This window comes from Parabacteroides sp. AF17-28 (assembly GCF_003479205.1).
Taxonomy (GTDB): domain Bacteria; phylum Bacteroidota; class Bacteroidia; order Bacteroidales; family Tannerellaceae; genus Parabacteroides; species Parabacteroides acidifaciens.
The window spans coordinates 20,784-34,470 of record NZ_QUGV01000022.1 but is presented as its reverse complement, the minus strand read 5'-3'; the positions used below and the strand labels follow the sequence as shown (position 1 = coordinate 34,470).

General features: G+C 40.4%; 6 protein-coding genes. All 6 read right to left on the bottom strand.

Going from position 1 to position 13,687, the window contains the following annotated elements:
• Positions 1 to 4: 4 nt before the first annotated feature.
• Positions 5 to 2,542 (bottom strand): PglZ domain-containing protein, encoded by a 2,538-nt coding sequence (locus tag DWW90_RS15105; RefSeq protein WP_233547772.1) that lies wholly within the window; start codon positions 2,540 to 2,542, stop codon positions 5 to 7.
• A gap of 111 nt (positions 2,543 to 2,653) precedes the next feature.
• The gene (locus tag DWW90_RS15100) at positions 2,654 to 4,312 is read right to left on the bottom strand and encodes an RNA-binding domain-containing protein (RefSeq protein WP_122345558.1); all 1,659 of its coding nucleotides are present in this window, start codon (positions 4,310 to 4,312) and stop codon (positions 2,654 to 2,656) included.
• Positions 4,313 to 4,341: 29 nt separating this feature from the next.
• Entirely contained in the window at positions 4,342 to 7,902 is a 3,561-nt protein-coding gene (gene pglX / locus DWW90_RS15095; RefSeq protein ID WP_122345557.1) for a BREX-1 system adenine-specific DNA-methyltransferase PglX, read from the bottom strand.
• Entirely contained in the window at positions 7,903 to 11,535 is a 3,633-nt protein-coding gene (gene brxC / locus DWW90_RS15090; protein ID WP_158582848.1) for a BREX system P-loop protein BrxC, read from the bottom strand.
• Between the two features lie 10 nt (positions 11,536 to 11,545).
• On the bottom strand, positions 11,546 to 12,151 hold the full coding sequence (locus DWW90_RS15085) for a BREX protein BrxB domain-containing protein (RefSeq protein WP_122345555.1): 606 nt from the start codon (positions 12,149 to 12,151) through the stop codon (positions 11,546 to 11,548).
• A complete protein-coding gene (locus tag DWW90_RS15080) occupies positions 12,148 to 12,783 on the bottom strand; it encodes a BrxA family protein (RefSeq protein ID WP_122345554.1) in 636 nt (211 codons plus the stop codon). Before DWW90_RS15080 ends, DWW90_RS15085 begins: the two co-directional genes overlap by 4 nt.
• Positions 12,784 to 13,687: the final 904 nt, after the last annotated feature.

Below are 13,687 nucleotides of genomic sequence, written 5' to 3'. Positions count from 1 at the left end.
AGCTTTAGAATTCTTGTTCTATTAATGTATTGTTCCGTACATTCTCTTCAATAAGAGGATTCAAAAGATCTTCCGCATCATAAATCCTCAATTTAAGAATTTGTCCGCGGGCCGATTTATTCAAAGTCAACTCTACCGGAATTTGTCTGTTTGTCAAATCGATATCAGGGCAATTCAGACCGATAGATTTCTCCAGACACATCAATTCTTCATTTTCGTAAAGGCCACAAACAATTTCTCGTTCAATAAACTCTCCTGAAATCGCCTCGTCCTGAATCAAAACAAACTTCAAACGACTTGAGACAATCGATAAATTTTTAGTCATCAAGACCGGATTCACTTTCTGTTTCAAAGAGGTCTTTTTCAAAGAACTGGTGATGACCGGAATTATCATTTCCTGTAAAGAGGCACCTCCATGAGCAAAACTATACCCGCCCCCCGGAACTTTCAGACGGTTCGTTGCCAAAGGTAAAGCTATATAAACAGCATCCTCTTTCATCTCCGAAACACCGGACAACGGATATTTGATTATTCCCGGAACAGATTCATTTGATTCCGTCAAATAATACCGGGATGTCGCCTCTATATTCTCTTCCTCTATCCGTTGTTTATCTTTTTCTTCAAATAAAATATCGTTATAAAGAAAGCCATGATCGGATGTCACCAGCACCCGATTCACATTAAAAGAGGCATGAATCGATTTAACCATCGCAGCAAGCTGTTCTACCGCTTTTCTACAAGCCTCCACGACATCCGTCGGATTCGCAGAATGCCCGATATCATCAATCACATTATGGAAGACATATACCAAAGGCTTTTTAAACAACTCACGGTTCAAGCTCTGCGAACCTTTGACAACCGTCTGATAATCCACACAACAAGCATTATCCCGATACCGCTCCAAAAAGGCAGAACGTTGCGACAACGTATCCACTGCATAACCTTTATCCAGTGTCATTTTCCCCTTGTTGAAATTTGCCTGCCGATGAGGCAACAGAACAGTTTTACCATACTTCGTCTCGGTTGGCAAGGTAGCCAGATTCGCATCTAACCGGGCTACATTCCGAGTATCTTTATTCAATTCTTCCAGCAGATCGGCCGCTACTTCATAGCGCAACGCATCACTTACGATGACAACCAACTTATAGGAATAATCCTGAACCTCATGCTGATAAAAATCAGCTTGTCTTTTCAATGAAACAGATTGAAAACCTCCGTCTGTTTGCTCAACGCAACGCATCCACTCCAAATTAAAAGCAAAAGTCAACTGCGCATAATCCTCATCCAATTGCTTTTTAAATACATTCAGCTCATCTGAAATAGGGCAATCTGCTAAATTTATACCGTTGAAAACAGCCAAAGACTTTCTGTAGCAATTATCTACAAGATAAAATTCAGTTACATATTTCCGGATATATAAATCTGGAGAATTCAAGACCAAAGAACCCAAACCTTTTACCGACTTATAGTAAGAGGCTGCTTTCTCTGCATAATGAACAACTTTAAGCACCTCCGACTCCCGATTTATCCGGATACTCATCTCCCGCACATAGGAGAAAATACTTTCGGCATCCGTGTTTATCCGCAGTAACAATTGTTGCAAAATAGGCCAACACAAAGCGTCGGGCAAATAGAAATAATTCGCCTTTGCCCCATAATATTTGATAATTTCCGACTCTTGAATATCTTTTCCTAACAGCGTTAATGACTTTAAAAATTTATCAGACAGACGCACATGTTGCAACCCGCATTCCAAAACACGGTTCATTAATTGCAGCCTATAAGCATTTGTTATCTTGTAACCTTTGTATCGATCCGTCGGTATTACCGCTAATGATTGGGCTATCGCATTGTATTTCAGACATTCCACCAATCGTTTTACACGTTCTTCCTCATTATAAGATATTTCAACTCCAAAATAATCTTCTACCGCATGATCCAATGCATGCTGCGCATCTTTATTACCAATCAGCTTCCTGAAAAAAGAGTCCCTTTTATTCTTTTCTTCCGGTAATCCCAATATCAATAAACGAACCAGAATTTCATCCCAATCAAGCAACTTGCTCGCCTCCAGATAAACTGAAATCATTCCACGATTCACAACATTGATATCAAAGCTCTGATTATAATAAGCCCCAATAATCTTATTCACCTTTTCAAGTTGCAATTCTGCTATATGACGTTGAACATACTGGGAAAAGCGCATATCTATATGATTATGCTGCATAAAAGCGGCATAATCATCATTTTTATACTCCATATTGGCAACAAGCAATCCCAACAAGGGAAAATCCTGTTTATCCTTTGTCGTCGCCGGACTTTGACGAAGGAAACGCAATATCACTTTATCGTTCGCCCATTCATGCTCCAATCGATATTGTGTACGAAACCAACATCCATCGAAATCAACATATCGATATCCTGGTTTCCACACCAGGTCATACAGTTCCGCCCCTATTTCATCCACCGGATCAAAGAGGAATAAAACACGGAGATTTTCGTTCCGTTCGAAATAGCTATATATTTTGTTTTGTATCATCATACTTCATTTTCTAACAATCGCGACTAAAACATCTCTCCATAACATACTGATAAAAAGAAATATACATAAACAGAGCGACTAAAACGCGACTAATTCACGACTAATTCACGACTAATTCACGACTAAAAACCATCGTCGATCTTTATATTCGATCTTATGTTCCTTCCTTAATGCTGCCAGATAGTTACTCACCCATTTCAGTTTCTGATTATCATCCTTCATTTCCGAAAGGGCATTAGTCAATGTTTTGAATATATCCGCACGGGAAACTCCCTTATCACCGGACTTCAACAATATCTTTTTCACTAACTCCCAGCAAACATCCTTGTCAATTCCGGATAAACGGACATATTCAGGCAACTGATTCATAGCCTTCGCCGTTTTCGCCGAAATAAAGAAACAGGGTTTTCTTCCTTCAATAAGTTTTTTAGCCTTTAAACTTTTTACAGCATCATCCGTAATGGGTCTGTGCTTCTGTATAGCATCCAGCCACATACACTCAGCCAATGACAGATCCAAATCCTCTTTCAGGATATCTACATATTTTGAATCCAGCATCTGACCATATATTTTCACCGTCACTTCCCGGTTCACCTCGTCAATCATATAATCAGGCATCGGGAAATAGCGCTTTCGCTGCTCCATAAACATCTTTTTAATCCCCCGACCAATCGTATCGATCATGTTGAAATTCACCATTCCTGAGCACAAACAGCGATTCCGGTAATATTTCTGAGGGCCATTCTGCCGAATTGCGTTCTCTACATTACCCGGAATAAAACCTCCACCATTAGAAAAGTACAAGCATGTATTTTCAACCTCCACCAACGTTATGCGCTGTTCCATTTTATAATCCGTATGAGCAATACAATTGTGTAAAGCCTCACGAATCGTATAATCGTCATACTGCTTCATTGTATCCGGGAATAAAGTTCCACCCGGTAACTCGCGAAAAGTGAGATTACGGATCTTTGCCAAAACTTTGTCCACAGTCATCAAATAAGGTATGGTAAAATGTTCATAATCGATTTCCATATCGCGACTGTCGCGCAAAACCCAGGTAATCTGCAAAACAGCCGGACGCATAAAACGACGACAATCCTCTTTTCCCAAAAGCAGCAAAGCAGCCCTCGTCAATTGGCCTTCATACGCAACTTCCGCTTTTTGCAGAAAGGTCCAGGTATCCCAATCATCCACTTCATTGGCCAAACGGGGATTTACCTTTTTGAACATGACACGCGCTTTCGCCAAAGCTTCTTCATCCAAATCATTTAAAGTTGCATCCGGCACGATTACAGCCGACCAATCCGTATGTAAAGTCTGGTTACGCATCTCATCATACTTGCTCGGATCAAGAGGCACAAGGCTTTCTCCCCGTCGCCCATAGCATTGACCGTTCCATGCGATCGGCAAACCTCTGGGTGCTGCCGGAATTTTAAAGATCAAGATGCGTTTACCTTCTTCATAATACTCATAAATATCACGAAAAGAAATCCGCTCGGTCAAATTCTGGGCAATTGTTTCCTTTAATCGCTCCAAATGGATTTGCCCAACCTTGAAAGAAGAACCGGTAACCATACGAGTCTTATCTTCCACACCGAAAACAAGCCATCCGAAATCCAATCCACGCAAATTGGCTTCATTGCTCAAAGCGGAAAAATATTTGCCCAACTCCGAGATATCAAAATTACGTTCCGCTTTTTTGAATTCGATAACTTCATTCTCACATTGGAAACGAAGATGATTAAACAATTCTTTTATATTTTCCATGCAACTTTCTTTCGTTAATGCAATCGTCCTTATTTAATCGGAGCCAAAACTCCCTTAAACTTCGCATAGTTGACCATTACGCCGTCATCCAGATCGAAATCTATTTGTGCGTCGGCAACATCTTTCAAATAGAGATCGTATTCGTTGCACTCGTCCAAATCTTTTTGCAAACCAGCCAGTTCTTTACGTTGGACGGTTGTTAACGACGAGGCCTGCGCTTCCAATTCTGCGATCAGCGAAAGCAAGTACTGAATATGAGGCAACAAATAATGGCTACGGACTTTATCAGCGGAATATTTATTCATCCGATGCATATAGACCAATACTTGAAAAGCGCCTTTCTTACTGCTGAACAGCCAATAGATCGGTCGTTTGCTATAACGCTGGCAATGCTCTTTCCAGAAGTCCTTGACAAAATAGGTTTCCAATGTCTTACCAATGGAGGCTTCTATGAAATTCAGATTTTGCGCCAATGCTTTTTCGCCGAATACTTGCAGGACAAAGTTATTAAAACGATTCAATGCATTGTCCGAGAAATTGCATTTAGATGTCATTAAAGGGATAATACCGTCGTCATCGATCACAAATTCCCTGTCGTTATACATATAGGGAGCAATATCCTCCGCCGAAAGATTCGGATAAGCAATATGCAATCCCGGACGATCCAGACGATAACGTCCCATCATGCAACCGACAGCATAACTGATGAATTGCTTGATAACGGCATCGGCATTAAACTTCAATTGTCCGTCGACGATAGAAATTTCGCCTTGTTGAAGAATTGTGATCTCGTCTAAGGGGACATCGGGCGTAAGTTCGTCTTGCAGGCCGTAGATTTCGATAAACTGTCGGTTGAGTTCTTCCTCGTTATGGTGAAGCTGGAGGAACTGGGATGTCCAGTATTGCTCGTAGACATGGAAAAGTTGTTCCATGCCCATGAAATTTTTGTTCCATGCCCATGGAACTTTTGTTTCATGCTCATGAAACTTTTGTTCCGTGCTGGTGGAACTGAAATCTTCCCGGCTTAAACGGATGAGTTCGTTTTGTTGGAAGTCCCAAGAGGTTTCGTGGGAGTCCCAATCAGTTTTAGAAATAGTTATGCTCTCACAAACTCTTTTCCCTATTTTTTCAATATTACAAAACAGAAATGGAATTGTAATTAAATCATCAGCTGTTATATTTAATGTATTATTCTTTATACTTTTAAAATAATACGACACTTTTGAATTCAAAAACCCCAATAAAATATAATAATAGCCCAACTGATTAACAATAAAATAATTACCGGCTTGATCATTCAAGAAGTCATTATAACTTCTATACGAAGGTTTACCAGAGGTTAATGATGAATAACTAATATTCTGTTTATAATTATATTGCAAATTTTGAGGACGACTAGCTTGTTTGCCATTAGCCAAACAATAATTTATAATTTCAGCACCACTATTTTCCCAATTAATAACATATTCATTATTACCAAACCATTTTCGAAAATCCCCCCCTTTATTATATTTCTGCCATTTCTTTCGATTTACTGTAGGCTTAATATCTATTAAAAAAAAATTTACTTCACTCCAAATTCTTAAAAATCTATTGTTATCACCTGTTCCAATGCCTCTTTTAAATACAGCAATATCCTTTATCTGAGAACCAGAATATAAGTTTACGATCTTCTCACTCACCCAATACCCAATCGGACATCCCGGAATCTTCTCAAAGTTCTTCTGAGAAATATTTTTATAGCAATTATCTCCTTTAAAAAACAAATCCTCCTTATCTGCACAACAGCGTCCATCTATCAATCGATGATACACACCTCCATTTAAAGGCAAATGCTTAGATATAACAAACGCCGTATTCTGAACCACCTCGCCACTCAACTCATCAAATGTGCGAGGACCAAGATGCAGCATATTATCGATCTGATAATTATCCAGGAAAAACTTACGCAGTTTCTCGAACGAAGAAAGAAACATCCAACTCTGCATATTTATCATACCCATCTTTCCTTTGTCCTGAAGCAAGTTCATAGCGACATACATGAAAACAGCAAACAAATCCGCTTTCCCTTCCGTATAATTATCCGCCACATATTTACTCAACTCCGCATTCATATTTCCACTCTTCATATACGGTGGATTGGCTACAACCGCTGCATACTGTGCAGTCAAAACCAACAAGAGTCGGAAAGCCGGAAGGAACGCCTGCACGCTCGGCGGTAATTCGCCATTCTCCCGATATTCCCGTAAACGTCTTTCTACCAAATCGCGCGTTTCCGAAGAAATCCGGAATTTCATAATCGATCCCAAGTTATTCGCTTGCTGCATCAACTTCAAAGCATCCATTAACTCTGTCAGCACTTTATCATCCCGTGTTATCAACAAATCAGACAAATCGCCTTTTGTCCCTGCGTTTATCTCCGGAATGCCACTCATATCAAGCACTTGAGGCAAAACACCGGCTTCTAAAAAATAAGGATCCAGCTGAGCCGCTTTCATCAGCAAGGCAAACATCGCCAACTGGCGGGCACGCGTATCGATATCCACCCCGAACAAGTTGCGTGTCAAGATCGCCTCGACTGCCTCCCGGCGAGAATATCCTTCTTCCCGGTAAATCTGATAAAACAAATCGAAGGCTTCCACCAGAATATGTCCGGAACCGCAAGCCGGATCCAGCACTTTCATCGCTTCGATATCCGGGATTTCCAGTTTTGCCTCTTCCGATATCGCTTCGGAAGGTTCGACCAGATACTTCCAGCCTTCTTTCAAATCACTATACGGGTTATTATCCAAATAAATGCGCCCGACCGTGTTCTGTACCATATATTTCACGATCCAATTCGGCGTAAAGATCTGTGTCGCTGCCGGAATATCCTCTGCTTCCGCTTTCTTTTTGTTCTTGAAAGCGGCAAACACCTCGTCTTTCTTTTCAGAGATATAGAATTGGTAAAGCCAACCGATCAATTCAGACTGCCGGTAGTCTTCATCCGAGATAAAATCCGTATGATTCAGCAAATCAATAAAACCGCCTTCCGACAAGATATTGGTCGGCAACAATAACTCCGTATAATCCGCCATCTGTCCGAACACACGGTTTAGCAACGGATTGAAATGGCAAAACGAAGTGATCAGTAAAGCAAACTGTTCCACCTCTTTCGTATCATCGCCCAACAAACTTTGCAATTTCAGGCGGTCACGTTCCAGCATTTGGGGCAAGCGTCCCCGGCGTGCTTCCGCTACGATCAACGGAATACGCAAATCTTCGGACTCATACGCCAAGACCGGAGCAACAAAACCATTCTTCTGCATAATACGAATCGCCATAAAACGGTTGAACCAGGTATAAGCCGCTTCTTCATACACCTCTTTTATACCCGAACGTTCGATCTGATGATACAGTTTCATCCATTTGTCATAAAATGACTCGTCCCAAAGTCTTTCCTGATATAACGTGCCGCCGGACAGCTGTTGAGGAAGTTCGTCCGCATGACCTTCGCTATCGAAACCCAACGCAGACAAACGCTGTGCCACACCCGCCTTTAATATATCACGTGCCTTTACGGCAAATTTCTTTATCGAATTGGTATCCATTTACTCAATAATAATTTGTTCGTCCTTCTGAATATACGACATCAATTGTTCCTTCAAGGAAGATAAATAGGCATCCACATCTTGTTCTGTTTTTATGACATGAACTGTTCCCGTCTTCAAAGAAACTGTCTTTAATGTGGGAGATTCCGCGACTTTGGAAGAAGGGAGGCCTGAATCAACCGGTTTCCCCATATCGCTACCCTTTACGCCGGAAACAGGCTTTTTCTCTTTCCGGTTGACTTCTGCCCAAATCTTTGCCACCTGATCCGCAAAGAATCTGTCAATCGTATTGAGATTCAATTTTAATGTGGCGATTTGTTCAGGAGCTTTTCTCTTCACAATAACAGCATCCCGATCGGCATAAATACATCGATCTACATTTTGCTGAACGGCTAACTGATCCAATCGGTCAAAGCCCTCATTACAACCGTTTTCGATCTCCTTCCGGATTTGATCCTTTACCTTGCGGATTTCATATTCGATCTCTTTTTTTAGCTTCAGGTAAATACGGAAATCTTGTATCGGCCACTCATCCGTTTTCAACTTTTTCAATTCTCTCAAGGAATCCCAACACGATTCCGGAAGATAATTAAAGTTATCAGTATTCTCTTCCAGGAACCTCAACAGTTTTTCATAGTTATCGACCTGATCATGCATAAAAACTGCCACTTGCTTACAACGATCCACGCAAAGGTGACCCTCTTCACGCATAGCAATCACTTGCTTGAAGAATTTCTCAGGATCCCGTTCTAAGCTCCATTCATCCAACATATCCAACAGTCCGGACAAAACAGAACTGAAGGGATAATGCCGACACTGTTCATATAGTTTCCTGTACTCCTTCCGAACCTGAACCAAAGCGGATCCGTCCGTTTCTTTCATCTGACGGAATAACTCATTTCCATCTATCGTTTTAAAGACCTGTACAATATTAAATATATATTTCCAAGCCTCTATCGCTCCGTTAATCAAATCCTGCGGGATTTGTTCCGCTACGGAAACAGCAAATTTCGGTTGCTCCGAAGTCCTGACAATCCTGTCCGCAATCTGTTCACGGGAACAATTCGGTTCATTATTATATGTAAAAGCTCGTTTGCCTCTCCTAACCAATTCGTTCACGACATAAATCGTCGAGAAATCAGACCAGCCGAAAGGAGATGCTTTAAAATGTTTCAATATTTCGGGAAGCATCACATCCCGTATTTGCCGGTTCAAGAAGGTTTCCACCTCCTGCTCAGGAAGAGTCATGGACAGCTCCGAATAATCGCCTGCTTCAACCGGCCGCATTATTTTCCGTTTCAAATCATCCGTTGTCCGCGGAAAATCAATAGATGAACACATAACCGCACGCGGATAAAGAGTTGACAAATGCCTGGTCAAAACCTCTTTATACCGATCGGCTCCTTTTACAGCACCCAATTCTTCCGATTGGATCACACTCGCACCGGCAACAAAAGAACAAGTATCAAACATCCGGTGGAATATAGGCTTAATCTTATTATTATAGACTTCCAATGCCCGTTCGGCAAATTCCTTATTCGTCTGCGCACGGCTATCATTGGCCGGAGGCACATCCGTGCGATACTTCTGCACTTGGCAGTACCAGAAAAAATCCCGTTGCAATTCTTTATTTTCAGCATACAGCGGAAACAGAAAAACTGCCAAACGATTCTTGTCATTTCTAAAAGCATATTGGTCCGGATTCGGCGTATCGCTATCCATCACAAACTCCACGGCGATATCCGGATTATTCGTCAGATAATTACGGCCCATAATGGAGACGCCCACCGTAAACGCATTATCGCAATAGATTACTTTATTGGACGGATTGGCTAAATAACCGAAGAATATATTTTTCAACTGTTCGGAGATAGAATTTACATCCGGTTGCTGATTCTTAATCAACTGGGCAACCTGCATTTCATCTTCCGAATACAGGCAATAGGTATCGGGCGCCCCGTCTTTCCCCCGTTCACTACGCAAAACGCTCTTCTCTATAAGGAACTGGAGAACCTTTTCAACCTCGCTACGCAACCGCAATTTATTTGCATCGACATCTTGCATCAACAGACAAACAAGATTTTCCAAAGAAGCAGGGAACAACAACTTTTCCGTATCCGAAAGATTGCAGATCATAAAAATGAGCCTTACCACCCGCTCTCCAAATTCCGGATTCGAATAAGTGCTGATAATATCTTTGGCATTTTTCATAGCCTTCTGTCCTAATGCCGTCAGATTCTGGTCGAACATCTCCCGGAAAAACTGGTCGAAAGAAATAAACTTACCGACCTCTTCGTCTTTTGTCAGTTTAGCCGTACTGTGAGTTATCTTCAGAATCGATCGCTCATTATCTTTAACTTCCGTCACCACATATCCTAAATTCTCAAAAGAAGCAAACACTTTAGCGATCAACTTGAACTGATAAGGGACGAAAGGATAATAATCCACAAAATCCTGTTCGGAGTTATACGAACGATAGGACACAGGTAACTGGAACTGGGAAGAGATCGCATCCTTTTTCTCCTGATACAGCTTTCCCAACTCAACCATAGCCGTTCCTTTCTTGTCCAGAATACGTTTTTGGGTAATATATTCGGGTTGTGTACTTTTCAAGGAAGCTCGAACCTCGAAACGTCCCATAATCTTACCATAGTCTTCCGAGCCTTTCACGATGTTACAAGCACCGACCAACTCCGAAAGATCTTGCTGTGCCGTACAAGCCACCCATATTTTATCCCCACATTTTTCATGCAAACTCGTGATCAGTTCCTGCAACTGCAACAATACGCCCCGACGGTTATTGATAAATTGGGAAACCTCATCCGCCAGAAACAACAATCGGTAATCGTTGTCTTTATCCGCCAGATACAGTTGCAATTCGTTCATAAATTTCTCAACACTGACATTATAATCGTCGTTGGCTATTTTTGGACGGATCGCATCGATACTCATCGTCGGAACCAGTTCTTTTCCTATTTCCAAAATAAAATCCAATTCCTGTGTAGCCAAATCATCCGCCTGCTTTTCCCAATCAAATCCTTCCTCTTCCAAACGTGACTTAAAAGCATCAAAAACGCCTTTGCTTTGAAGTAACTTTTCAAAATGCTGTGCCAAAGCAATATTAAAATGGTTGAACCCCCGGAAAGCATTAAATTCGCCCCAGAAAACTTCGGTAAAAACCTGCTTCTCGTTCCCCCGGATATTATGAACCGCTCCGATATTAAACATGACAATATCGACAGTCGCACGCTGAAGCCAAAGAGCCAAGTCTCGCATATCGGAAGGCATTACCTGGCTCGCACTGTTTCCATGTCGCATCGGATCATGCATCTCAACAGCTTCGACCAAACGCGCCAATGCTCTTTCCTGATATTGGGGAGAAATACAATAATTCAAATATTTCAAGAAATGAGACTTTCCGGAGCCATAATAACCATTCAACCAAATACCGGTATGATGTACTTTCTTATTTTTGATCGCATTCAGTATCGTATAAAGTCCATTTATAATTTCATCGGTAAAAACATATTCTTCGATTTCTATCCGGACTGTCTTCTCATCCAAGTCACTTACCGAAACTGCCGGATTGACAGTTCTTGTAATATCTTTACTGTATAAATCTTGTAATTTCATAATATCGCCGTTAATCATTAATTAATAGTGTAGCCCTATAAGCATGGGCATCTTCCAGGCATCCGAAAAGACTAAAAGTATTATCAACCTGTTTTCCCGGATAAAAAACAATTATTTTATACTTGTTCACTTCATTATAAGCTTCATAATTTGTAAGAAACACATTTGTCCGCAACAAAGGATACATCTGCCCTATTCCATACAAAAAAACATAAGGCCGTTTGTAATCCGTTTCCGCAGAGATATGAGCCAATATACGCTGGTGAATATATTCATAAAACTCTTTACTATTCGCTTTTGTCGTCAAAGAGCGCATTACAGCATCTTGATTCGCAGCATCTTTATCAAAAAGATACTTCAAATAAGACGGATGTTTCTTTCCAAAAGAAAGGCCGTCCATAAATTCGCAAAAAGTTTCATACAGATCCAACATCAGTACATCCACATAGTTGGCAGGACGAATCAGATTCTCCTTAAATCGTTGAATCTGCTTGCGTATCTCATATTCTTTTTCCGCATCGTATAGATAAATATAAAAGTTATAAAACAAATCGCCTTCTTCCGTATTCTGGAAACTGGAATCGCATAACTTTTCATACAATTGCTCAACCGTCATCTTAAAATCTCCTTTATTCGTTCTATCTCATAAGCAGGAAGCAGACACGCTTCCAAGAACCACCCTTCATTGTTTTGCAGAAAATAAGCATAGTTCTCATCTTTCAAACGCAAAGAACTTAAATTCATTGTAGCAGCATCCAATATTCCACATTGTTTCAGTATAACAATATAAGTCATTGCTACTTTCTTTTTGGTCTGTTCTGACCAACTATCTACAAACTTGTCTTTTGCCGCTAATTCATATAGTTCTGAAAGAAAATCGGAAGTAGCCACTTTCTGTTCCACCGATCTCCATTTAGGAATGACAACATTAAAATGAAAATCAAAAAGTAAACGGTAACATTTCAGCAGGACAAAGAACAAAAAAGTACGCTGTTCTTTTTCTTGTTGATTCATATACAACTCCCAAAAAGAGCGCCCAACAGATCTAAAGCGTTTTTGAATCTCGGCAATTACGCGTTTACGGGATTGTTCCGAATGGATATGAAGCAATCTATTCTCTCGTATTTCATCCTTTATAAGTACATCTGCGTCAGTAGACATCAAAATCGGCAACAACGCATTCGTCTCGTTAAAAGCCAGACTTGCAGCTGTAAAAGAAGCACTATATAGAGTTTTATTGATAGACATTTTGTTATATTTGTTACTTAGCTTACAAAGCTAAATAAAAAAATTCAATCTGGTAAGTCAAAACAAATATGTATTATCCGGAGAATCGGCAGAATTTTACAATAACCCCCTTTTTCAGCTATTTTTCTATTTCATCCGAAATTCCGATTCATTTTGGATTGACTCTTTTTACGGTTTTAGCCTCTCTTTTTGACAAGTAAAAAAAAGAGGTGCCGGGACTGTTTCAAAAAGTGTGCATTTTGATTGCAGAAAACCGGAAACGCCGTCAAAGTGATAAACCTTAACTCCCGGAGAATCGAATATTTGAAAATTAAACGGATGGCGTCCCAAATATTCAAAGGAAATTCAGGTGCTTTTTTGCCCTGAAAACGGTCCTCTTTCCAATTACGACCGTCCTAATCGCCATTACGACCGTCCTAATCTTCGCGAGGTGCCGAGTGCACTACACATTAGCACGGTCGCAGTGGCAAAGAGGACGGTCGTAATGGAGGAAAACACTCAAAAAAGTAGAAAAAGTCCCTTTTTGAGGTCAAAAAAGCGGATTAACATTTGTTTGGATTCAAACCTCTTTTTCTCTTTAAAAATACGTTTTATACAATAAGCCCCCCTAAATAATAATTGTTTGTCCCATATCCGGCAAAATTTGAATTATCCGTACTTTGTCGAAAAGATATAAAATAACCACTCAGTACAGAGGGCTACTAACTAATTATTTTTTATACGCAAGCACCGCAATTATCCTCTGTTACTGAATGGTATTTTAAATCATAGCCTACAGTTTTAATTAAAGCCTGTCAGGTGTTCGGTTTCAAGGCCTATTATTAATTGTGAATATGGATAAATAATAATAGTGCACCTTATCTTAATTACTGTCACACAAATATATAACTATATATCACAAACA

Coding starts and splice junctions, on each gene's coding strand:
- DWW90_RS15105 (WP_233547772.1), bottom strand. CDS start 2,542: ATGATGATACAAAACAAAATATATAGCTATTTCGAACGGAACGAAAAT.
- DWW90_RS15100 (WP_122345558.1), bottom strand. CDS start 4,312: ATGGAAAATATAAAAGAATTGTTTAATCATCTTCGTTTCCAATGTGAG.
- pglX (WP_122345557.1), bottom strand. CDS start 7,902: ATGGATACCAATTCGATAAAGAAATTTGCCGTAAAGGCACGTGATATA.
- brxC (WP_158582848.1), bottom strand. CDS start 11,535: ATGAAATTACAAGATTTATACAGTAAAGATATTACAAGAACTGTCAAT.
- DWW90_RS15085 (WP_122345555.1), bottom strand. CDS start 12,151: ATGACGGTTGAGCAATTGTATGAAAAGTTATGCGATTCCAGTTTCCAG.
- DWW90_RS15080 (WP_122345554.1), bottom strand. CDS start 12,783: ATGTCTATCAATAAAACTCTATATAGTGCTTCTTTTACAGCTGCAAGT.